Below are 22,660 nucleotides of genomic sequence, written 5' to 3' on the forward strand. Positions count from 1 at the left end.
TGTTGCGGTGTCTAATCTCTGTCGGCTCCTTCTTGCGAGGAGGAGGTTGAGCGATCAGGGAACCAAGCCCCCCGGAAAGGAGCCCGCGGATGCACCATCGAAATCTTCAGCCTTCGACCCGAGCCCTCGCCCTTCCAGCGCTTTCCAGGCAGGTGGCCTTGCAGCTTCTCCGCGGGATGCTGATCCTGCTCTTCGCCCTCCCCGCTGCGGCGGGTACCTGGCAGGAGGGCGTCGAGGCCTATAAGAGCGGGCACCTGGAGGAGGCGGCGCGGCTCTTCCAGATCCAAACCGAAACCCATCCCGACTACGCTCCGGCGCACTTTCTTCTCGGCTCGTCCCTGCGTCGTTTGCAGCGTCCCCAGGAGGCGGTGGGCTCTCTCGAGCGAGCGCTGGAGCTGAGCGCGGCGCAGGACTCGGCGGCGGTTCCCGTCGACTACCGGCTGGAGCTGGGTATGGCCCTGGCGGCGGCGGGGCAGCCGGATCGGTCCTTCGAAGTTCTCAGCGCCTTGCGTCTCAGCCAGGTGCCGGAAGCGCGCCGCAAGGCCTATGGGCAGACTCTAGGAGTGGCAGCGGTGGGATCCGGCCGCACCGCCGAGCTGCGGCCGGCGCTGGAGAAGCTGGTGGCCGACGACGGCGGTCACAGTGAGCTGTGGCTGGCCCTGGCCCAGGCCCGGGAACAAGGTGGCGCCGCCGCGGCGGCCTTCGACGCCTACGCCCGCGCCCTGGAGCTGGCTCCCAAGCCCTCCACCTTGCAGCTGACCCTGCGGGCGGCGCAACTCGCCGAGCAGCAGCTGCCCAACGAGGCCGAGGCCGCTCGCAGCCAGCGCTATCGGCGGGTCGCCGAGCTGGCGGCGGCGGTGAAGGGAGACCCCAAGGCGGTGCTGCTGGCCGGTGATGCAGCCCTCCGCGGCGGCGCTTTGGAGCAGGCCCGGGCCAGCTATCAACAGGCGGCGAAAGCCGGCGGTGGGGAGGCCCTCTACGGCCTCGCCCGCACTTCGGTGGCCCAGGGAGAGCCGGAGCGGGCCCTCGAAGAACTGGCCAAGGCGCAAGCAGTCCAGCCTTCGCCGGAGCTGGCCTCCCGCATCCAGCGGACCCGTGGCCAGGCTCTCCACGCCCTCGGCCGCTACACCGAGGCCGCCGCGGCCTACACCTCCTCCGGTGACCCGGAGAAGGCTGCCGAGATGGAGCGCTTCGCCGAGCTCGCCGAGGGCAACGAAGAGTTCGACCGCAAGGTGGCGGAGTGTCGCCAGCGCCAGCGGGAGGTGGACGAGCTCCGCGCCGAGCAGAGCCCGCTGCTGCCGGAGGGAGAGCTGGAGGGCTTGGAAGCCCAGCTATCAGCGATGATGGCGGATTGCCGCCCTTACCTGGACGCGGCGGTGGCGGCGCGGTGAAGTCCTGCCACGAGGACGGGCTGCTGGTTAGTTGGTTCTTAGCATTTTAAAGGGGTCCCCAACCTTAAGGTGCCCTCCGACCTTCTTGGCAATCTCCAAGAGCGGCTGAGCTGCTACGTAATAACGGCCTCTCTTTTTTCCTCTCGCTTCGAGTACTCCGGTCTCTACTAGGGTCCGGAGGTCTCTGGTAGCGGTGACGTCCGAAATGTCGGCTAGTCTTCGATAGGTGGAATTCCTGATTCGGAGGCCCGACGCCGCCTCTCCCAGAGGGGCAATGCTTCTTTCCGGAAGCCCCCGCTTTTTACACAACCTTTCGATCTCGTCGAAGAGATACTGGAGTCGTTGGGCTCGTTGCTTCAGCGTTGCAGCCTGTCTGTAGTGTGCCTTCAGGCAAAAGCGGATCCAAGGCTTCACGTTCCTTGATGGTTGCCATCGGCCTCCGCCGACCTCTGCCAGGACTTTGTAGTATTCGCGAGTGTTGCGGCCGAGATATTCTTCGATGCTGACGAAGATCGGACTCAGAGTGCCAACGGATCTAGCCAAGATCAGCGTCTGGAATGCGCGAGCCATGCGACCGTTGCCGTCAGAGTAGGGGTGGATCATGACCAGGTTCAGGTGCCCCATGGCGGCCTTGATCATCGGTTCAGTGATTTGGTCCTCATTAGCTCTGCGGATCAGCTCCTGCATCAGCTTGGGCACGAGATCGGGCTCCGGCCCTTCGTATACCGTCTCGTCTGTTGAGTTGTCCCGTACGAAGATCGGTCCAGAGCGCCACCGACCAGGATTCTTGGCTAGCTCGTGCCCCACCATCATGAAGTGAAGAGAGTTGAGGAAACCGGCAGAGTACTCGAAGTGGGGGTCGTCGGACTTCTGCAGCACCAAGGTCATTGCCATGCGATATCCGTTGACGGCAGCCCAGGCTTCGGTCTTGGGATCTAGCGGCTCTTCTCCTTCTACCGCCGCCATCGCATCGTCGATGGTTACGTTGTAGCCTTCGATGCTATTGGATCCACGGATGGCCCGGGCGAAAGTGTTTCGGCGAAGAAAGCCGGACCACCGGCGGGGGGCAACGGCAAACCCAAGCTCTTTCCTTAGTTGCTCGATCATGCTCAGCACTTCGATCTCTTCTAAGTCGAGCTTGTCTATGTCGAATAGCATCCGCAGTGCCCTCTGGTTTTTGGTGAATAAGTTCTGTCAAATGATGCAATTGTATCTGTCATCAGGGCGGTTATCAATTAGATATCCGTCATTCCCCCTTCCCTCAAGATCCATGTCTAGAGTTTCGCGATAGGGAATGAGGAGATCCGAACTTGCCGGAAAGCGTGGTGCCCCGATCCTCGGTGATAGGCTCAGAAGGTCTTGAGGCTCTCGCCGCTTTCCGAAGCAGCACTTTCTGCCCCTGAGCTATGTTCGCCTCGAAGTCCCCTTTGCCGGGGCATTCGCCGGTTCTGTAGTCATGGACTTCGATCCACGGCAGTGTAGAGGGGGCGGCTCTTGGAGCGAGATCGAGAGCCCGATCATGCATCCAATGCGGCGGCTCCGATTCGAGGGGCCGGCGCTCTCGAAAGGAGTTCCCCCATGTCCGTAGCGAAAGTTACCGAGATTACTTCCTCCTCCACCGTCAGCTTCGAAGACGCCATCAAGATCGGCATTGCCCGTGCCAGCAAGACTTTGAAGGACATCACCGGTGCCTGGGTCGCCGAGCAGAAGGTCAAGGTCGACGGCGGCAAAGTCACCGAGTGGCGGGTGACCATGAAGGTCACCTTCGTGCTCAACGACTGAGGCGTGCTCAACGACTGACATCGCCGGCCTTCGAACCTCCAAGCTCGGAGGCCTGGTATGAGTTCGTGACGCCGCCCCGCATTCTCGCCGGGCGGCGTTTTTGCATACTCAGGGGTATCTGTTGGATAACCGAGGAGGGTTCTAGATCATGCCCCGATACGCTCGTCGCTCATCCTACGGCGGTTCCGGCCGCTCCGGCCGCTCCGGCTGCTTGGGCAAAGGCCGGCTGCTCATCGCTCTGGTCATCGCCGTCGTGTCGATCGTTTCTTACCTCAGCACCCGGGAATACAATCCGGTCACCGACGAGGTGCAATACGTCGACCTGTCGCCGGAGCAGGAGGTCGCCCTGGGACTGCAGGCGGCGCCGCAGCTGGCACAGCAGCACGGCGGTCTCTATCCCGACGAGCAAGTGCGCCGTTTCGTTACCCAGGTCGGCGAGCGCATCGTCGCGCGCAGCGACGCTTCCAACACGCCCTACGAATTCGACTTCCACCTGCTGGCGGACGAGCAAACCCTCAACGCTTTCGCCCTGCCCGGCGGTCAGATCTTCGTCACCGCGGCGATGATGAACGCGCTGGAGACCGAGGGCGAGTTGGCGGGGGTGCTAGCCCACGAGATCGGCCACGTGGTGGCCCGCCACGGCGCCGAGCACATGGCCAAACAGAAGCTCACCCAAGGCCTCACCGGAGCTGCGGTGATCGCCGCCTACGACCCCAACAACCCGCGCGGTACTCAGGCCAGCGCCGCCGTGGCGGCGATGATCGGTCAGTTGGTCAATATGCGCTACGGCCGGAGCGACGAGATCGAGAGCGACGTGCTCGGCGTGCGCTTCACCGCTGATGCCGGTTATGATCCACGCTCGATGATCCGGGTGATGGAAGTGCTGCGGGACGCCGGTGGCGGCAACCGCCCGGTAGAGTTCTTCAGCACCCATCCGAACCCGGACAACCGCATCGCGCGCATTCAGCAGGCCATCGAGGAGACCTTTCCCAACGGCGTCCCCGACGGCCTCAAGCCCTGATGGGCCAGGTCACGCGATATACACCGTCTTGACGTTGACGAACTCGCGAATCCCGAAGTGGGAGAGCTCGCGGCCGTAGCCGCTGCCCTTGATGCCGCCGAAGGGGAGTCGTGGGTCCGACTTGACGAATTCGTTGACGAAGCAGCAGCCCGCCTCTAGCTCCTCGGCAGCGATGCGCTCGCCGCGCTCCAGATCGCGGGTGAAGACCGCGGCGCCGAGGCCGAAGCTGGTGTCGTTGGCGATGCGCAGGGCGGCGCGCTCGTCCGGCGCCGCGATGACCGCTGCCACAGGGCCGAAGAGCTCCTCATCGTAGGCCGGCATCCCCGGCGCCACGTCGACGAGTACCGTCGGCGGGTAATAAGCTCCGGCGCGCTCCGGCACCTCGCCCCCCAGTACGCACTGCGCGCCCAGCTCGACGCTGCGGGTCACCTGCTGGTGTAGCTCGTCCCGCAGATCCTCCCGCGCCTGAGGGCCCACGTCCGTGTCCTCGTCCATGGGGTCGCCCATCTTGGCGTTCCGCATCCCTTCTACGAAGGCTTCGAGAAAAGCTTCCCGCACCTCGTCCACCACGATGAAGCGCTTGGCGGCGATGCAGCTCTGGCCGGAATTGATCAGCCGGCTGGTGACGCAGGTCTTCGCCGCAGCCTCGACGTCGGCGTCCGCCAGCACCACGTAGGGGTCGCTGCCGCCGAGCTCCAAAACCGTCTTCTTGAGCAGCGAACCCGCCTTCTCCGCCACCGCCTTGCCGGCGGGGGTGCTGCCGGTGAGGGTGGCGGCCATCACCCGCGGATTCTCCAGCACCGAGTCGACCTCGTCGCTGCCGATGATCAGGGTGCGGAAGAGGCCCTCCGGAAAGCCCGCGTCGAGAAAGACCCGTTCGATGGCCAGGGCGCAGCCGGGGACGTTGGAGGCGTGTTTGAGCAGGCCGCCGTTGCCCGCCATGAGCGCCGGGGCGGCGAAGCGGAAGACCTGCCAGAAGGGGAAGTTCCAGGGCATCACCGCCAGCACCACCCCCAGCGGCTGGTAGGTGACGAAGGAGCTTTGGGCGTCGGTCTCGATGGTCTCGCGGGCGAGAAAACTCTCGGCGTGCTCGGCGTAGTAGTCGCACACCCAGGCGCACTTCTCCGCCTCGGAGCGGCCCCCGGCTACCGGCTTGCCCATCTCCCGAGCCATCAACACCGCGTACTCGTCCGCCCGCTGGCGCAGGATCTCGGCGGCCTTGCGCATCTTCTCCGCGCGTTCGCTGAAGTCCGTGCGCCGCCAGCGGAGAAAGGCCTGGTGGCATTCTTCGATGGAGGTGCGGACCTCCTCGGTGGTGGTTCGCTGGTAGGTACACAGAACCTCGCCGGTGGCGGGGTTGATGGTCTCGAGGGTCATGGAGGGTTCCTTCCGGTCAACATGGGGCCCCGTCAGGGCGCGGGGCTTGGAGAAGTCTTGGGGGCCTGCAGAACACGATCGCAAATCCGCGCCACCTCGGCGACTTCGATGCCTCCGAGGCGGGGCTTCCAGGTCCACGGCACTCGCAGCCCCGGCACCGTCACGTGTCGTTCCCGGGCGGGCCTTGCTTCGGTGGACCCTTTGCTGGCGAGCTCATCGCTGGTCGGCAGGCGGTGGACGCTGCGACCCGTCTCCACCAAGGCGACGGTGGGGACTCCCAGCGCCGCCGCCAGGTAGAGCACCGAGCACTCCGACGCTACCAGGAGATCGAGATCGGCGAGAATCGCGGCCAGGCGGTCGAGGTCCAGGTCCGGCCCCAGGACCGGGAAGAAACGGGCCGTCTCCTCGTGGATGCGCACCACCGGCCAGAGGTCCTGGATGTCGCCGAGGAGGATCAGTGAGCGCCCCGGATCCTCCCGGCGCAGGGTCTGGGCGAGCTCGGCGAAACGCTTCCAGGGCCAGGACGGGGCGCGGCGTAGGTCGGTGGTGGGGGCGAGGCCGATGCGCGGGCGTCCGTCGGTGGCGCGGGAGCGCTGGATCAGGCGTCGGCCTTCGTCCAGGAGCTCCTGGGACAACCGCAGGCGAGGCCGCCAGCTCCGGGGCGGCTCGACCCCCAAAGCTTCCAGCAATGGCTCCAGCCGCCGGGGGCCTTGGAGATCCTTCGGCGGTCTGGCCACCGCAGAGGCCAGCAGCCGCTTGCGCAGCCAGCCGCCGTAGCCCCAGCGCTGGGGAATGGGCAGCCGCTGGCTGAGCCAGGCGGAATCGAGGGAATCCTCCAGCAGGATCGCCTCGCTACATCCCAGCTGCCGCAGCTCGGCCTGCATGGCTTCTTCCGACGGCGTGACTTCCACCACCTGCTCGATGCCCGGCAGCTGGCGCAGCAGGGGGCCATGGGAGCGGGACGCCAGCAGTACCAGGCGGCGCCCAGAGGCCACCAAGGCCTCCAGGGCGGGGAGGGTTTCGAGAGCCTCCGGCAGATTGCGGGGCAGGGTTACCAGGGTCGGTGGAGGCCATGAAAGGCGATCTGCGGCGCCGGAGGCCGGCGGAGGGTTCTGGTGCGGCGAGCTCACTTCTTCCATCGCTTGTGGAGCCACATCCACTGCGCCGGATCGCGGCGGATCTCCTCCTCCACCACCGCCATGTAGCGTTGAGTGAGGGCGACGACGGCGTCTTCCTGGGCTTGTTCCCGCTCGAGGGCAGAGCCTTCGGGCTCCGGAGTGTCTGCGGGTACCACCGGCGGCCGCAGCACCACCCGATAGCAGCCGTTGGGCTCGCCATAGCCAAAGATCGGCACCACCGCCGCGCCGGTGCGCAGGGCGAGGCGGGCGAGGACCGACGAAGTGCGCGCCGGATGGCCGAAGAAGGGGACCTCCACGGCGTCCGCGGGGCGCGCCCGCTGGTCGATGAGGATGCCGACCCGGCCGCCGCCCCGCAGCGCCTTGAGCATCCCCCGGGCGGCGCCGCGCTTGGAGATCAGGCGGTTGCCGAAGCGGGTGCGCAGGTCCACCAGGTCGCGGTCCAGATGGGGGTTGTCCAAGGGGCGGCCCACCACGTCCATGCCGCCGGCGTAGAGGGCCACGGGCTGCGCCGCCGCCTCCCACATGCCCAGATGGGCGCTCATGATGAACACGCCCTTGCCCCGGGCGTCCGCCGCCTGCAGATGCTCCCAGCCTTCCAGGGTCAGCCGACGACAGAACTCCACCGCGTCGAAACGCAGGGCGCTCAGAGGATCGCAGAAGGCGGCGCCGAGGTGACGCAGGCTCTCCCGGGCGATGCGGCGGCGCTCGGCCTCGTCGAGCTCCGGTAGCGCCAGCCGCAGGTTGTCCAGGGCGACCCGGCGACGGCTGCCCAGCACGTGCCAGCCGAGGGCGCCCAGTCCGCGGCCCAGCTTGCGGGCGGCGGGGTGAGGCAGGATGCGCAGCAGGCTCTTGACCGTCCAATAGGCGGAGTACTCGATGCGGTGGCGGATGGGGGCGTTCTTCACGGGTCGGTTTCCTCCCGCCGTTGCTTCGGCTCCTCCCTGGCCAAAAGGCCATCTACTTCCTCGTCGAGCCAGCTCCAGAAGGCCGGCTCCGGCTCCGCTCGCACCGGCAGCTCCGCCAGCGGCACCGGGCCGCCGTCGGCGTCCTCGAGGCGGCCGTGGAGCTTGACCCGGTCTTTGGAGGTGGTGAGGACGGCGTCGGCGCCGGATTCTCGGAACGTCTTGGCGATGCGCTGCAGGGTCGCTTCCGGATACGGATGATGATCCGGGAGGAAGAGCTCACCGGCGACGGTGAAGCCCTCGGCCTCGGCGGAGGCGCGGAAGCGCTCCGGCCGGGCGATGGCGGCTACCAACAGCACCCGGCTGCCGGCGGCCAGCTCGTCGCCGCGATGCAGCCTCGCCGGCCGGGCCTCGGTGGTGCTGACGAAGGCCGGACCGTCGAATCCGAAGGGTCTCAGGGCCGCCGCCAGGGCTTGGGCTTGCTCGGGAGCCTCGGAGTCCGCGCCGGCGAGCTTTGCTCCGGTGAGAAGGGCCGCGTGGGCTCGGGCGCTGCTGGCCAGGGGCTCCCGCAGCCGCCCGCCGGGCCACAGCCGGCCGCCGGCGAAGGGATCGGAGGCGGGGAAGACCAGGAGGTCCAGGTCCCGATGCAGCGCCAGGTGGGAGAAGCCGTCGTCGAGGAGGAAGATCTGGGGTTGGGGCGACAGGCGCTCCAGGGCATGGAAGCCGTCCTGATAACGGTCCGGCCCCACCACCACCGCCACTCCGGGCATCTCGCCGGCCAGCAGCACCGGCTCGTCTCCGGCCACCGTCGGTCCCAGCAGCGGTCCCTCGCCGGTGCTTACCATCCGCACGCCCTTGCCGGAGCCTCCGTAGCCGCGGGAGAGCACCGCCACCTGCAGTCCGCGGTGTTGGAGGTGACGACCCACCGCCGACACCAGTGGCGTTTTGCCGGCGCCGCCCCAATGCAAGTTGCCGATGCTGATCACCGGCCGCGGCAGACGCCGCGCGCGGCGGCGATACCACCGCCGGCGCAGCCGGTGAACGCCGCCGTAGAAGAGCTGCCAGGGGGAGCGGGGGGCGCTGGGGCGCGGGTCCAGGGGGCTCATGGAGTCTCCTCCTCGGCTCCTCCGGCGTCGAATCCCGCTTGCTCCAACATCGGCCGCAGAAGCTCCAGGGTCTTGGCCACCGCGCCGCGGTTGGCTGCGACCAGATCGCGGGCTCGACCGCCGACGTCAGCGGCCAGCTGGGGCTGGCTGAGCCAGCGGTCCCAGGTCTCCCCCAAGGCGCGGGCGTCGGCGACTCGCTCCCAGGCATGGGCAGCGTCGAAGTGCTGGGCCATCTCGCGGAAGTTTTCCATCGACGGTCCCACCGCCGTGGCGATACCGAAGCGCGCCGGCTCCAGCGGATTGTGGCCGCCGGTAGGCACCAGGGTGCCGCCGATGAAGGCGGCGTCGGCGATGCGGTAGAGCGCCGCCAGCTCTCCCAGGCTGTCGAGGAGCAGCACCGCCGGGGCTCCGGGCTCGGCCGAATCGTCGTTGAGGGCGCTGCGCCGTGCGGCCTCCACGCCCCGCTGGCGGAGCAGGCGGAAGACCTCGTCCCAGCGCTCCGGGTGGCGTGGTGCCAGCACCAGCAGTGCCCGTTCGGCGCCGAGGTGCTGGAAGGCGTCGAGCACCTGCTCCTCTTCGCCGGCCATGGTGGAACCCGCCAGCAGCACTCGGCGCTCTCCGGCGAGGGCGCGCACCAGCGCCTCGAGCTTCGGCATGGTGGGGGGCTCGGGGGTCTCGTATTTCAAGTTGCCGGTGACCGTCACTCGCTCCTTCGCCACCCCCAGCTGCACCAGCCGCCGGCGGTCCTCGGCGGTTTGCACGCCAAAGCGCTGGACTCCCCGGAAGAGCGGTCCGAGGAGCTTGCGCAGCCGTTCCATGCGCCGGAAACTGCGGTCGCTGACCCGGCCGTTGACCACCGTCACCGGCAGCCGGCGGTGCTGGGCGGTGCGCAGCACCAGGGGCCAGAGGTCCCCTTCCACCAGCACCAGGGCGGCGGGGCGCAGGCGGTGGAAGAAGCGGCGGATGGCGAAGCCGAGCTCGAAGGGGAAGTAGGTGACGGTGGCGCGGCCCCCGAGGCTGGAGCGAGCGCGTTGCTGGCCGGTGGGGGTGATGGTGGTGACCACCAGCGGTAGCTTCTCCGGCAGGGCAGCGACCAGGGTGGCGGCCACCCCCACCTCGCCGACGGAGACGGCGTGGAGCCACAGGTTGTGGTCCCGAGGGGCCTCCGGCACCCGGCCCAGCCGCGGCAGCACCGTGTCTCGGTAGTGACCGCCGCGGCGGATCAGGATCCACGGGGCAGTGAGCACCAGACTGGCGCCGAAGGCCAGCTGATAGAGGCCCCAGGCGCCGGCGCCGAGAGCCTTGCGCAAGGGGCCGCGCTGGGAATCTACAGGGGACGGGCTCGGTTGCTTCATCTCCGGCGGGAGTATAGTGTGTCGAGGCTCCGGCGGTTAGGGGCGTGCCCAGCCGGACTTCCTCCTCTTCCCCAGACTTCTACATAGACGCCCACCGGTCCCCGGCCGTAATGGTAAGCGAGGGACAACGATGCCAGAGCTCGTGTATTCACAACAAGATCACCACCGCCAGCTCGAGGAAGCGACCGACCACGAGCTGATGGAATGCCTCCAGCGCGGCGACGAAACGGCGCTGGGACTGCTGGTGGAGCGCAAGACCAAGCCCCTGGTGCAGGCCGCCTACCGCATTCTTGGGGATTTGGAAGAGGCCCGCGACGTGGTCCAGATGACCTTCGTGCGCATGTGGGAGAAGCGCGACCGCTTCGACCCGCGCTGGAGTCCCAACACCTGGATCTTCCGCATCGCCACCAATCTCGCCATCGACCATCTGCGTTCCCGCCGCACTCGGGAGCGCAGCACCGAGCCCGTTCGCCAGCATCTCTACCAGGTTTCCGACCGCCGCAATCACGAGGAGCACGCCCAGCTCCAGGAGACGGAGGTGATGGACATCTTCCGCGAGCTCTCCAGCGAGCTCACCGAGCGCCAACGCACCATCTTCGTGCTCCGCGAGGTCGAGGGCCGGAGCTCCCAGGAAGTGGCGGAGATGGTCGGCTGCCGCGAATCCACCGTGCGCAATCACCTGTTCAACGCTCGCAAGGTGCTGCGCAAAGAGCTTTTGGAGCGCTATCCCGAATACGCTGGCCGCTTCGGGGATCGCGACGGAGGGGAGAGCTGATGCGCTGCCCCCGCCGATCCGGTGAGCCCGGTACCGGTCTCGCCTGGGACCGCCTGCTGGAGCATAGATTCGACGCCAGCCTGGCGCCGCCGGCCTGCTGGCCGGACGTGATGGAGCATCTGGACCATTGCCCGGACTGCCGCCACTACGCCCAAGACGTCGATCCGACCCTGATGTTCCGGGATCTGCCGGAAGTGACGGTCACCGACGCCGACATCGCCGAGATGAAGCTGGCGGTGCGCACCCTGCGGGGAAGTAGCGCCGTACAGCGGACCAGCGGTTGGCCAAGTCGCTGGCAGAGCTTGGTCAAGAAGGCGCGCTACGGGGCCGAAGACTTGCTCGCTGCCCCCCGCCGCTCCCCCGCCGCCTGGCGTCTGGCCGCGGCGGCGGTGCTGGCCCTTAGCCTGAGCGCCAGCATGGTCCTGCCTTCCGGCACGGACCGTCATGGGGAAGTCGGCCGCCAGGGCGAAGCGGTGGCCCAAGCCGGCCTGATGGAGCTTGCGGGTTCGTCTCCTGGAATGGCCTCGGCGGCCGATGGCTCGGTGCACACCGGCTCGGTTCGTTCCCTTCCGGTGAGCTGGTCGCGGGCCGGTACCGCGCCAGCGGCCCATCGGGGTCTGGAGACGGGCCGAGGTGTGGACACTGCGTGGGGCTCGGAGCCCGCCGGCGACTCTGCCTGGGGCAGCACGTCCCTCGGGGACTCGGTGGTCGAGGATCCGGTGGTGGAGGATGTAGTGAGCCCCGGTGCCCGGGTGTATAGCTTCCAAGCTCCCGACGAGAAGATGGCGGTGGTGATGGTGATCGATCCCACCCTGGACGTCTGACCAGCCCAAACCGTAGACCAAGAAGAAGCGGTGTACCGAAGGTCTGCGAGCCACGGCCGGCAAAGGTTCCGGCTCCCGTCCTGAGGCGTCCGCCAAAACGATCTCTCATCGAGCTTTGAGACGCATTTCATGAGCCTTCTCTTCTTCCATGAGCGCCTCCGCGGCGTCTGCCGGCGGCCGGTGGCGCCAGCGACGGTGCTGCCAGTGACAGTGCTGCCAGCAACGGTGCTGCCGATGCTGCTGCTGGTGGTCCTGGCCCTCGGCGCCGGGCTCGCCAGTCCGGCCATGGCCCAGGGCACCGCGGCGGGGGAGATGGACACCTCGCCGCTGACCCTCTACGCTCACAAGCTGGAGAATCAATCCGCCATGGAGGCCATGCCGCTGGTCTACCCCCTGCTGTCGGACCGCGGCACGGTGGAGCTCAAGCCGAAGGAGAACACCCTGGTGGTGCGCGACCAGTCGACCAACGTACGGCGCATCGTCAGCGTGTTGGAGGCCTACGACCACCCGCGGCGGCCGGTGGCGGTGGAGATCCAGCTGGTGCGCGCCACCGCCGAGGTCTTCTCGCCGACCCAGCTGTCGCGGCTGCCGGATCCGCTCCTCGAGCGGCTCCAGGACCTGCTGCCCTACCATAGCTACGAGCTGCTGGCCGGCACTCGGCTCAACAGCCGCGAGGGGGAGTCGGTGCGCTATCGGCTGAGCAGCCGCTATGGTGTCGAATTCCGCATCGGCACGATGATGGAGGGCAAGCGCCTGCGCCTCCACGGATTCCAGCTCAGCGGCCGGGAAAAGTCCCAGCGGGCGTTGATCCACACCAATCTCAACCTGCATCTGAACCAAACCCTCTACCTCGGCCTGGCCGCCAGCGAGTCCAGCGGCGAGGCCCTGATGGTGGTGATCACCGCCCGGCGCGGCGAGGAGCCGCCGGTAACCAGGACGGCCGTGCCCGATATCGGGCGGGCTGCCCCGAATTCAGCAGAGAGGCCCTGAGCGTGGAGTTCGTTTGTCGCATCGGCACCCAAGACGGCCAGATCCTGGAGCAGCGGCATCAGGGGCGGGACGAGGTCTCCCTGCGGGCGGAGCTCGAACGTCGCGGGTACCACGTGTTTTCCGTGCGCCGGGGCGGCGCCCTCAACCGCCTGTCCTGGCGCGGCCTGGGCCGCAGCCGCAAGAAAGTCTCCACCGACCGCTTCCTGATCTTCAACCAGGAGCTGGCGGCGCTGCTGCGCGCCGGCCTGCCGTTGATGCAGGCGCTGGACATGATGCTCGAGCGCATGCGGGACCCCGACTTCCGGCCGGTGCTGGAGGATATCCGCAACCGGGTGCGCTCCGGCGAGAACCTTTCCGACGCCTTCGCCTCCTACGGCGACGTCTTCCCGCGGCTCTACCCTTCGACCCTCAAGGCGGGAGAGCGCAGCGGCGAGATGGAGAGCGTCATCCGGCGCTTCATCCGCTACCTGCAATTGGTTTCCGGCGCGCGCAAGCGCATCGTCTCCGCCCTCACCTATCCGGCGGTGCTGGTGGGGTTGTCGCTGGCCATGCTGACCCTCATGGGTCTCTATGTGGTGCCCAAATTCACCGCCTTCTACGCCGACCTGGACGCCGAGTTGCCGTTCATGACCCGGTGGATGCTGGGCATCGTCGGTTTCGTGCGCGAGCAATGGTTGCTGATTCTCATCGGCATCGTGGTGGGGGTGTTCTTCTACCGCCGCTGGCGTGCCACCCGCAGCGGCCAGATCATCATCGACCGCTACAAGCTGCGCATCCCGCTGGTGGGAGAGATCCTGCACCGCTTCGGTCTGGCGGAGTTCTGCCGTTCTCTGGCCACCCTGATCTCCGGCGGCATCCCGCTGGTCAACGCCGCGGACATCGCCATCGGCGGCGTCAGCAACGCCTTTCTGCGCTCGCGGCTGGAGCCCACCGTCGACCTGGTGCGGCAGGGCCGGACCTTCCACAGCGCGCTGGAGGAGAGCAGCGTCTTCACCGACATGGCCATCGACATGATCAAAGTCGGTGAGGCCACCGGTGCGCTGGACGACATGCTGGTCTCCGTCTCGGACTTCCTGGACGAGCAGGTGGAAGTGCGCACTCAGCGCCTGTTGAGCCTCGTCGAGCCCATCATGCTGGTGGTCATGGGCCTGATTATCGGTATCCTGCTGATCTCCATCTACCTGCCATTGTTCAGCGTCATGACCCAAGTACAGGGGTAGACAGCACTCCTATCCCGAACCGTAAGCCAAAACGAGCGAGAACAAGCCCGAACGAGCGAGAACGAAGATGTTGGTGACCGAAGAAACCCCCAGGATCGAAACCACCGAAGAGGCCGAGGCGCGCCTGCTGCGGGAGCACGAGGAGGCCCTCCGGGTGGCCTCGGAATACGGCCTCGAATTCGTCGAGGCGTCCCACGTGCGCATCGACAACGATCTCTTCCGGCGCATTCCCTTCGATCTCATGCTGCGCTACACCTTCATCCCCGAGGCGCAGCTGGAGGGGCGGATCTCGGTGGTCATGGCGGATCCCGCCGACGTGGTCAAGATCGACGAATTGGAGCTGCTCCTGGGCCAGCCGGTGGAGGTCAAGGTCGGCCTGCGCTCCGCCATCGAAGAGATCCTGGAGAAGTCCGAGAGCGCCCAGCGAGTCCTCGACGAAGCCAGCGAGGACTTCCGGCTGCAGCTGGTACAGGAGGACGAGGACGGCGAAGAGGTGCTGTCCATCGACCGCATCAGCGCCGACACCAGCCCCATCATCAAGCTGGTGGACTCGACCCTGTTCAACGCCATCCAGCGCCGCGCCAGCGATATCCACATCGAGACCCGGGACACCGAGGTGATCATCAAATACCGCATCGATGGCGTGCTCTACCAGGCCATGGAGCCCATCGACAAGCGGCATCACCAGACCATCATCAGCCGCATCAAGGTGATGGCGGAGCTCGACATCGCCGAGAAGCGCATTCCCCAGGACGGCCGCTTCAAGCTGCGCATGGGCGGGCGCACCATCGACTTCCGCGTCTCCATCATGCCTTCGGTGCACGGCGAGGACGCCGTGATCCGAATCCTCGACAAAGAGTCCATGAACAAAGAGTTCAAAAATCTCCGGCTGGAGATCCTGGGCTTCGACGAGGACATGATGAAAAAGATGCGCAAATTCATCCACGAGCCCTACGGCATGGTGCTGGTCACCGGGCCGACCGGTTCCGGTAAGACCACTACCCTCTACGCCTGCTTGTCGGAGATCCAGAGCGCCGAAGACAAGATCATCACCATCGAGGATCCGGTGGAATATCAGCTCAAGGGCATCACCCAGATTCCGGTGAACGAGAAGAAGGGGCTGACCTTCGCCCGCGGCCTGCGCTCCATCCTGCGCCACGACCCGGACAAGATCATGGTCGGTGAGATCCGCGACGAGGAGACCGCCCAGATCGCCATTCAGAGCGCCCTCACCGGTCACCTGGTGTTCACCACCGTCCACGCCAACAACGTCGTGGACGTGCTGGGGCGCTTCCTCAACATGAACGTCGATCTCTACAACTTCGTCTCCGCCCTCAACTGCATCCTGGCCCAGCGCCTGGTGCGCCAGATCTGCCAGCACTGCAAGAAGCCGATGAAGGCCTCGCCGCAGCTGCTCGAGGACAGCGGCCTGGACCCGGAGGTCTACGCCGACTACACCTTCTACGAGGGGGACGGCTGCATCGAGTGCAACGGCACCGGCTTCTACGGGCGCCTGGCGGTGTCCGAGCTCCTCGACCTTTCCGATCACATCCGCGAGCTGATCTTGGCCCGGCGCCCGGCTTCCGAGATCAAGCGCGCAGCCCATGAGGAGGGCATGCGTTTCCTGCGCGAAACCGCCCTCGACAAAGTCTTCCAGGGAGTCACCACGCTACGTGAGATCAATAAAGTTACCTTCGTGGATTGAACGGCTGGCGGGCCTGACGCCGCAGTCGGCGCCGCCCCACGTCTTCTTGTTGGAGCCGGACCGGCTGGCCTACGGCCGCTGCCGCAGCCCCCAGAAGTCCGGGGAGAGCTTCGTGCTGGAAGCCTTCGAGGCGGTGGAGCTGCCGCCGGAGCTCTTCGCTCCGGGTTTGTTGGGCGGTCCTGCCCGCGACGAGGAGGCGCTGCACAACGCTCTGCGCTCCCTCCTCGCCCGCCTGCCGTCGCCGCCGCCTCGGGCCTCCCTGGTGCTGCCCGACGCCTGGCTGCGTCTGGCTTTCGCCGAAACCAACGAGCTTCCCGGCGACGAAGCAGCGCGGACCCAGATGATGCGCTGGCTGCTCAAGCGGGTGGTGCCTTTCCGGGTCGACGAGCTGCGGGTGCGTGGGGTGGAGGTAGCCTCGCTGGCCGGTCAGGAGCAGCCCCTGCGCCTGCTGCTGGGCTTCGCCCTGGAGGAGCTGCTGGCCCAGATGGAGCGACTCTTCGCCGACGAGAAGGTGCGCCTGGGGCGGGTGGTGAACGTCAGTCAGGCGTTGTTGGCGGCCCTGCTGGGGGACTCCGGCGGTGGCGTCACCGGCCTTGCTCTGGTCCAGGACGACGGCTACACTCTGCTCTTCGCCCACGGTGGGGAGCCGGTGCTGCATCGCTACAAGGCGTCGGAAGCGGGCCTGCCCTTGGACGCTCGCCGCCGGTTGGTGCAGCGCGATCTGAAGCTGACCCGGACCTTCCTCGAGGAGCATCTGCCCCAGACCTCCCTCGACCGCGTGCTCCTCCTCGCCACCGACGAGCAGCGGGGGGCCGCCTGGGCCGAATGGCTCGAAGAGAGCCTGGGAGCCCCGGTCCAGGGATTGGACGCCTCCCATCTGGCACCGCTGGGCTTTGCAACATCCGCCCGTAGCTGGCTGGACGTGGCGCCGGTGCTCGGCGCCAGCCGCCAGGAGGTCGCTTGAGCATCCCGAATCTAAACCTCGCCCGCCGCCCCTTCTACAACAGCCGGCCGATCATCCGGCTGGCGATCTTTCTGTGGATCGTCGGAGGGCTGTTGTTGGTGATCAACGCTCAGCGCTACTACAGCTTTTTCACCGGCTCGGAGGATCGGGCCGACGAGTTGCAGACGCTGGAGGCGCGGGTGGACGAGCACGAGGAGCGTATCGAGGACCTGCGGGACGGTCTCCGGGAGTATCGCATCGCCAGCCAGAATGCCCAGGTGACCTTCCTCAACCAGAAGATCGCCGCCCGCACCTTCGGCTGGAGCGAGCTCTTCGACCGGCTGGAAGACGTGCTGCCCAACGACGTGCGCATCAGCAGCCTGACGCCCCGGCGTCCGGAGAACCGACGCAATCGGCGCAATCGCGAGCAGCGCATCGAGGACGGGCAGGTGCGCCTGGCGCTGCGCGGCGTCGCCAAGACCTTCGAGGCGGAGCTGGACCTGCTGGATCGCCTCTTCCAGCACCCTTCCTTCGAGCGCCCGCGGTTGGCTCGCGATCAGCGCAACAAGGAAAACCAAAGCGAATTCGACATCGCGGTCTTCTACCGCCCCGGCGACCTCGCTCCCGCAGCCCCCACCGTCACCGCGCAAGCCTCCGGTGAAGGAGCTGCTGCGGAGGGCGGCGTCGAGCTGCGGGAGGTGGACGTAGCCGGCACCCGGCCTTCGAGCATCGTGCCGCGGGGCGACCAACCCGGAGTCGCTGCACCCCGGGCTGCGGGAAGCGATTCCCGCACGGCGGTCGCTTCCGGCGCGGATGCCGAGGACGACCCTGCCGATGGCGGAGCCTCCGGCCGGACGCCGGCATCGGCGCTCGACCAGGGCACCCGCGGGTTGACGGCTCAGCAGCGCGCCGAGGAAGCTCGGGCGCGCATCCGCGGTCTGCAGCAGCGTTCCGCCGACCGCCAGAGTCAGCAGGAACAAGCAGCGGGTCGTGGGCTGCCGGAAGGGCTGCGTCCCCGAGGCTCCCAGGCCGGTGCCGGTCAACCGAGCACGGGTTCGTCGGGTACTGGCTCGTCGAGACCGGGCGCCGCCGGCTTCGTAGTGCCGGTGGGCTCTGGCTCCTCGGGTTCTGGCTCGTCAGGTTCTGGTTCCTCGAGATCCGGTGGTGGGGGCTCCGGCAGCACTCCCGGAACCACCAACCCATTCCCCCGTCAACCTTCCGCCTCGTCGGCGCTGGAGCCGCGATGAACGGTCTCAAGAGCTTGGGTTATGCCTGGCGGGAACGGATCTGGCTATGGTTGCCGGCGCTCCTCTTCGCCGCCCTCATGCTGGTTCTCTTCATGTACTACCAGGCCAGCGGCATGGGGGCCGAGGTGGACCTGCTGGAGCAGCGCATCAACACCGCCGCCCAGCGCGAGCAGGAGCTGAACCAGGAGCGCCAGCAGCTGGAACGCTTGCTTGCCGACGTCGAGCTCAACCGTCAGCGGGTGGTGGAGCTCTACTCGGACCGCCTGGCCACCCAAGAGGAGCGGCTGACGGCGGTGCTGGCGGAGGTCCGCCGGCTGGCGACTCAGGCGGGCATGGCCCCCACCGCGGTGTCCTATCCCCAGGAGAGCCTGGAAGACTTCGGACTGGTGCAGACCGCCTTCGTGTTCAGCGTCGAGGGCAGCTACGCCGACCTGCGCCGGTTCATCAACTCGCTGGAGCTGACCCCCACCTTCCTGACCTTGGAGAGCATCAGCCTGAGCGGTGATGCGGGTTCGAGCCGCAACCTCAGCATTAGCCTGCGCATCTCCACCCTCTTTGCCGCGGACGACGCCGAGTATCTGGAAATGCAGTATCAAGACTTGGGTTACCTGGATGCTCCGGGAGTGCCGGTGGAGAGTGGAGACTTCGAGGAGGGTGGAGCATGAGCCCCGGCATCCAACAGACGCCGGAGGAACAGGCGCGCAAGGAAGCGATGCAGAAGCGCCTGGTGGTGGTGCTCTTCGCCGTCCTCGCCGTGGTGGTCCTGTGGCAGTTCCTGCCTTCGTTCTCCGGTGGCGGTGGTGGACCGGTCATCACCGACGGTTCGTCTGAAAACCGCGGAGCCCGAGCGCGGGGACGGCGCGGAGCCAGCAGCTCCGAGGCGATTCCCGACGAGGTGGTGGAGCTCAACCTGGAGGCCCTCGACCCGGGGGCGGAGAGCTATCGCATCGGGCGCAACCTGTGGGCTTTCTACGTCCCGCCGCCACCCCCTCCACCGCCGCCGCCCCCGGTGATCCAGCGGCCGCCGCCGCCCCCACCACCGCCCCCGCCGCCGGTGGTGCGGGTGCCCCAGCCGCCCGCCGTCACTTTCGACTATCTCGGCAGCTTCGGACCGGAGAGAAAGCGCATCGCTGTCCTCGGTACCGACGTAGAGCTCATCAATGCCCTCGAGGGAGAGGTCATAGACGATGAGTTCATCGTGGCCGAGATCGGCTATGAATCCGTGCTGATTCGTTTCGTCAATTTTCCCGACGCTCCTCCAGTCCGGCTGGAAGTGGGACGTTAACGTGGAGGTTTCTCAATGAGCTTTGTTCGCTACGGGCGCTATCTCGCCGCCGCCCTGCTCGTCCTCGGCCTGGCCGGCTGCTCGAGCTACCAGAGCTATCGTCAGGCAGAGATTGCCGCCAGCCAGGGCCAATGGGACGAAGCGGTGCTGCACTATCTGGAAGCCGTCGAGCGTGAGCCGGAGAACCTGGAGTACCGGGCCGCCCTGCTGCGCACCAAGATTCGCGCTTCCCAGGAGCATTTCGAGAAGGGCAAGCGCTACCTCGAAGCGGAGGTCTGGGAGCGCGCCATGGTGGAATTCCAGCAGGCGGTGCAGCTCGACCCCACCAACCAATATGCCCAGGCCGAGATGGTCGCCCTGCAGCAGGCCATCGAGGCCCGGGAGCAGGAGCGGGAAGCCCCCGGCACCCTCGAGGATTTGAAGGCCAAGACCCGCGGTGCCCGGCCCCAGCCGCCGGAGCTGGACCCGCGCTCCGACGAGCCCATCGATCTCGACTTCCCGGAGCCGACGCCGGTCAAGGACATCTACCGCGCGCTGGGCAAGGCGTTCAACATCAACGTGCTCTTCGATCCCAACCTCAAGGATCAGGAGATCTCCATCGTGCTCAAGGACGTCACCGCCCAAAGCGCGCTGGAAGTGATCATGCGCGCCGCCGGCCACTTCTACAAGGTCCAGGACGAGCACACCATCATCGTGGTCGCCGACACCCCCCAGAACCGGCGCAACTATGAGGACCTGGTGATTCAGACCTTCTTCCTGTCCAACGCCGACATCAAGCAGGTCATGACCATGTTGCGCAGCCTGGTGGATGCCAAGAAGATCGCCACCAACGAGCAGCTCAACGCCATCATCCTGCGCGACACCGCCGACAAGGTGAAGGTGGCGGAGAAGATCATCGAGGCCAACGACAAGGCCAAGGCGGAGGTGGTCATCGACGTCGAGCTGCTGCAGGTGAACTCGTCGAAGATGCGCAACCTGGGACTGTCCCTGGACAACTACGCCGTCACCCAGAGCCTCGACCTGGGCGGCGACGACATTCCCCTGCGCCTCTCCGACATCGACGACCTGACCGCCAACAATTGGTCCCTCACCATCCCCAACTTCATCTACAACTTCATGAAGACGGATACCGACGCCCAGCTGCTGGCCCGGCCTCAGCTGCGCATCAGCGAGGGCGAGCAGGCGCGCCTGCTCATCGGTGAGCGGGTGCCCATCCCCACCACCACCTTCAACACCTCCAACACCGTCGGCGGCAACATCGTGCCCCTGACCACCTTCCAGTACACGGACGTGGGCATTCGCATCGAGATCGAGCCCCGGGTGCACCACAACAAAGAGATCACCCTCATGGTGACGGTGGAGGTGAGCAATATCTCCAGCTTCGTGGAGGCGGCGGCGGGCCAGCGGCAGCCGGTCATCGGCACCCGCACCATCGAGTCCACCATCCGCCTCAAGGACGGTGAGACCAACTTCCTCGCCGGCCTCATCCGCACCGAGGATCTGGACTCCCAGGCGGGCATTCCGGGCATCGGCGACATTCCGCTCCTGGGCCGGTTGTTCTCCAACACCAACACCGACAACACCCGCACCGACGTCATCCTGACCATGACGCCGCACATCATCCGCACGCCCAACCTCACCGAGGAAGATCTGCTGCCCATCTGGGTCGGCACCGAGTCCAAGATCACCTTCCGCGGCGGCAGCCCGCGGGTGGAATCCGCCACCGACGGTCCCTTCGAGACCGACAGCAATCGCGAACGGGTGCAGGAGATGCTGCGCCGGCGTCTGCAGCAGCTGCCGCGGGGCCTGCGCGACAATGCGGATCAGGAGCAGGGGGAGCCGGAGGAGCCGCCGGGGGTCGATCTGGCACCCAGCAGCGCCCCGGGGAGCTTCTTCGACCGCAACGACCGCCAGCAAGTCGACGACGAGGACCAGCCCAACGTCTCGTGGCTCCAGCCCCTCGCTCCGCGAGCGCAGGCTCCGCTGACCTCAGCGGGCGGTTCCGCCGCGGCGCCGCGCATCGCGCAGCTCGGCGAGCTCACTTCCACCACCTCCGCGGCGGTGGCCCCCGGGATTTCCCTCGAGCTGGTGGCCGAAGCCGCCCGAGTGGCTCCCGGGGATGAGCTGGTGGTGCAGCTGATGGCCGACGCCGGTCAGCCGGTGGCCCACTTTCCCGTCGAGCTGGAGTTCGATCCGGCGGTGCTGGCGGTGGAACGGGTGGAGGCCGGCGGCTTCCTCGGCGCCGCCGGTGACGTCACCGTGCTCTCCGACACCTCCGAGGAGGGAGCCTTGAGCCTCGGCGCCAGCCGTCTGGGCCGGGGCCACGACGGGGTCGAGGGCCGGGGCGTGGTGGCGACCATCCACTTCCGCGCCGTCGCCGAGGGCAACAGCGCCATCGCCTTCCGCAAGGCGGAGGCTCTGGACGCCGACCTCGCCGATCTGGCGACCCAGACCGCCCAACCCCTGACGGTGGTGGTGGCGGAGGGCACGGCTCCCGGCCCCCAGGGCCCGCGAGATCCTCGGACTCAGAGCTCGGACAACCCCGGGCAGGATTGAATCTCCGACTCAGGCCCCCCGGGGCCGTGGCTTGGGACAGACCCTGGCCCTGAATCGTAAGAATCTTGATGCGACTGCGACGACCTCAAGCTCTCCGCCGTCAGCGCGGCTTCACCATGATCGAGATGGTGGTGGTGGCCGCCGTTCTGCTGATTCTCGCCGCGGCGACCCTGCCGGTGGCCAAATACTCGGTCAAGCGCAGCAAAGAGATCGAGCTGCGGGCGGCGTTGCGGGACATGCGCAACGCCATTGACGAGTACAAACGCTACAGTGATCACGGGCTGCTGCCGGTGGATCTGGGTACCGATGGCTATCCGAAGGATCTGGAGGTCCTGGTGGAGGGAGTCGACCTCGTGGGGCAGGTGGACAAACGGGTCCGATTCCTGCGCCGCATTCCCGTCGATCCCATGGTAGGAACCGACGAGGATTGGATTCTGCTCAGTTATCAGGACGAGCCCGACGCCACCTCCTGGGGAGGCGAGAACGTTTTCGATGTCCGGTCCAGCAGTCAGGGGGTGGGCCTCAACGGCATCCCCTACGCCGAGTGGTAGACGACGGAGCTTCCCATGCACAAAATTCGCAACCATCGATTCAACCGCCGCTACTGCAGCCGCTCCGGCCAGCGTGGGTTCACCCTGCTGGAGCTGATCATCGTCGTCGCCATGATCGGCATCCTCGCCACCCTCGCCATCCCGGCGCTGATCAACTCCCCCCGCCGGGCCCAGGAGGCGGTGCTCAAAACCAACCTGCGCACCATGCGGGACGTCATCAACCAGCACTTCGCCGACAAGGGCAACTACCCGCCCAGCCTCGAAGCACTGGTGGACGAGGGCTACCTGCGGGAGATCCCCATGGATCCCATCACCAAGAGCTCCGATACCTGGCAGGTGGTCTACGAAGAGCTGGAAGAGGGAGAGGAGCCGGCGGAAACGGATCTGCCGGAGGACGGCCAGCCGGGGATCATCGACGTCTATTCCGGTTCCGAAGAGACCAGTATCGACGGGGAGCCCTACAGCGAATGGTAGCCGGGCTCCATCGCCGC

Annotated in this window: 21 protein-coding genes; 15 read left to right on the top strand and 6 right to left on the bottom strand. The window is 67.0% G+C overall.

What is annotated here, in order from left to right; all coding sequences use genetic code 11:
- The first annotated feature begins 89 nt into the window (after positions 1-89).
- Positions 90-1,391, top strand: coding sequence for a tetratricopeptide repeat protein (locus SX243_02065; protein MDY7091738.1), 1,302 nt, complete (start codon positions 90-92; stop codon positions 1,389-1,391).
- Positions 1,392-1,418: 27 nt separating this feature from the next.
- On the opposite strand, the gene SX243_02070 is transcribed toward SX243_02065, so the two are convergent.
- Complete coding sequence (locus SX243_02070) at positions 1,419-2,549, bottom strand: Fic family protein (GenBank protein MDY7091739.1); 1,131 nt, start codon at positions 2,547-2,549, stop codon at positions 1,419-1,421.
- Between the two features lie 420 nt (positions 2,550-2,969).
- Between SX243_02070 and SX243_02075 the strand changes: the two genes are divergently transcribed.
- Together SX243_02075 and SX243_02080 are read left to right on the top strand one after the other, a co-directional pair.
- On the top strand, positions 2,970-3,173 hold the full coding sequence (locus tag SX243_02075; protein ID MDY7091740.1) for a dodecin family protein: 204 nt from the start codon (positions 2,970-2,972) through the stop codon (positions 3,171-3,173).
- 148 nt (positions 3,174-3,321) lie between these two features.
- Positions 3,322-4,194, top strand: a complete 873-nt coding sequence (locus tag SX243_02080; protein MDY7091741.1) for a M48 family metallopeptidase — start codon at positions 3,322-3,324, stop codon at positions 4,192-4,194.
- Between the two features lie 9 nt (positions 4,195-4,203).
- On the opposite strand, the gene SX243_02085 is transcribed toward SX243_02080, so the two are convergent.
- The 5 genes from SX243_02085 to SX243_02105 are packed head-to-tail and all read right to left on the bottom strand — an operon-like array spanning position 4,204 to position 10,073.
- Positions 4,204-5,571 (bottom strand): NAD-dependent succinate-semialdehyde dehydrogenase, encoded by a 1,368-nt coding sequence (locus SX243_02085; GenBank protein MDY7091742.1) that lies wholly within the window; start codon positions 5,569-5,571, stop codon positions 4,204-4,206.
- A 32-nt stretch (positions 5,572-5,603) separates the two neighbouring features.
- Positions 5,604-6,710 (bottom strand): glycosyltransferase family 9 protein, encoded by a 1,107-nt coding sequence (locus tag SX243_02090; protein ID MDY7091743.1) that lies wholly within the window; start codon positions 6,708-6,710, stop codon positions 5,604-5,606.
- Complete coding sequence (locus SX243_02095; GenBank protein MDY7091744.1) at positions 6,698-7,615, bottom strand: lysophospholipid acyltransferase family protein; 918 nt, start codon at positions 7,613-7,615, stop codon at positions 6,698-6,700. Before SX243_02095 ends, SX243_02090 begins: the two co-directional genes overlap by 13 nt.
- The gene (gene lpxK / locus SX243_02100) at positions 7,612-8,718 is read right to left on the bottom strand and encodes a tetraacyldisaccharide 4'-kinase (protein MDY7091745.1); all 1,107 of its coding nucleotides are present in this window, start codon (positions 8,716-8,718) and stop codon (positions 7,612-7,614) included. The genes SX243_02095 and lpxK overlap by 4 nt, the downstream gene beginning before the upstream one ends.
- Complete coding sequence (locus tag SX243_02105) at positions 8,715-10,073, bottom strand: 3-deoxy-D-manno-octulosonic acid transferase (GenBank protein ID MDY7091746.1); 1,359 nt, start codon at positions 10,071-10,073, stop codon at positions 8,715-8,717. The genes lpxK and SX243_02105 overlap by 4 nt, the downstream gene beginning before the upstream one ends.
- Positions 10,074-10,215: 142 nt before the next feature.
- On the opposite strand from SX243_02105, the gene SX243_02110 reads away from it, so the two are divergent.
- From SX243_02110 to SX243_02165, 12 genes are all read left to right on the top strand, one after another.
- The gene (locus tag SX243_02110) at positions 10,216-10,848 is read left to right on the top strand and encodes an RNA polymerase sigma factor (protein MDY7091747.1); all 633 of its coding nucleotides are present in this window, start codon (positions 10,216-10,218) and stop codon (positions 10,846-10,848) included.
- Positions 10,848-11,672 carry a hypothetical protein gene (locus tag SX243_02115; protein MDY7091748.1) on the top strand — a complete coding sequence of 275 codons (825 nt, stop codon included), beginning with the start codon at positions 10,848-10,850 and terminating at the stop codon, positions 11,670-11,672. The genes SX243_02110 and SX243_02115 overlap by 1 nt, the downstream gene beginning before the upstream one ends.
- A 129-nt stretch (positions 11,673-11,801) precedes the next feature.
- A complete protein-coding gene (locus SX243_02120) occupies positions 11,802-12,662 on the top strand; it encodes a hypothetical protein (protein ID MDY7091749.1) in 861 nt (286 codons plus the stop codon).
- 2 nt (positions 12,663-12,664) lie between these two features.
- The gene (locus SX243_02125) at positions 12,665-13,882 is read left to right on the top strand and encodes a type II secretion system F family protein (GenBank protein MDY7091750.1); all 1,218 of its coding nucleotides are present in this window, start codon (positions 12,665-12,667) and stop codon (positions 13,880-13,882) included.
- Positions 13,883-13,949: 67 nt separating this feature from the next.
- The gene (locus SX243_02130) at positions 13,950-15,587 is read left to right on the top strand and encodes a GspE/PulE family protein (protein MDY7091751.1); all 1,638 of its coding nucleotides are present in this window, start codon (positions 13,950-13,952) and stop codon (positions 15,585-15,587) included.
- Positions 15,556-16,551: a hypothetical protein gene (locus SX243_02135; GenBank protein ID MDY7091752.1), complete on the top strand. Its 996-nt coding sequence runs from the start codon at positions 15,556-15,558 to the stop codon at positions 16,549-16,551. The genes SX243_02130 and SX243_02135 overlap by 32 nt, the downstream gene beginning before the upstream one ends.
- Positions 16,548-17,777 (top strand): hypothetical protein, encoded by a 1,230-nt coding sequence (locus SX243_02140; GenBank protein ID MDY7091753.1) that lies wholly within the window; start codon positions 16,548-16,550, stop codon positions 17,775-17,777. Before SX243_02135 ends, SX243_02140 begins: the two co-directional genes overlap by 4 nt.
- Complete coding sequence (gene pilO, locus SX243_02145; protein ID MDY7091754.1) at positions 17,774-18,442, top strand: type 4a pilus biogenesis protein PilO; 669 nt, start codon at positions 17,774-17,776, stop codon at positions 18,440-18,442. Before SX243_02140 ends, pilO begins: the two co-directional genes overlap by 4 nt.
- On the top strand, positions 18,439-19,062 hold the full coding sequence (locus SX243_02150; GenBank protein MDY7091755.1) for a hypothetical protein: 624 nt from the start codon (positions 18,439-18,441) through the stop codon (positions 19,060-19,062). Before pilO ends, SX243_02150 begins: the two co-directional genes overlap by 4 nt.
- Before the next feature lie 15 nt (positions 19,063-19,077).
- Positions 19,078-21,618 (top strand): hypothetical protein, encoded by a 2,541-nt coding sequence (locus tag SX243_02155; protein ID MDY7091756.1) that lies wholly within the window; start codon positions 19,078-19,080, stop codon positions 21,616-21,618.
- Positions 21,619-21,686: 68 nt separating this feature from the next.
- Entirely contained in the window at positions 21,687-22,169 is a 483-nt protein-coding gene (locus SX243_02160) for a prepilin-type N-terminal cleavage/methylation domain-containing protein (protein MDY7091757.1), read from the top strand.
- Between the two features lie 15 nt (positions 22,170-22,184).
- On the top strand, positions 22,185-22,643 hold the full coding sequence (locus SX243_02165) for a prepilin-type N-terminal cleavage/methylation domain-containing protein (GenBank protein MDY7091758.1): 459 nt from the start codon (positions 22,185-22,187) through the stop codon (positions 22,641-22,643).
- Positions 22,644-22,660: the final 17 nt, after the last annotated feature.

The organism is Acidobacteriota bacterium, from assembly GCA_034211275.1.
GTDB lineage: Bacteria > Acidobacteriota > Thermoanaerobaculia > Multivoradales > JAHZIX01 > JAGQSE01.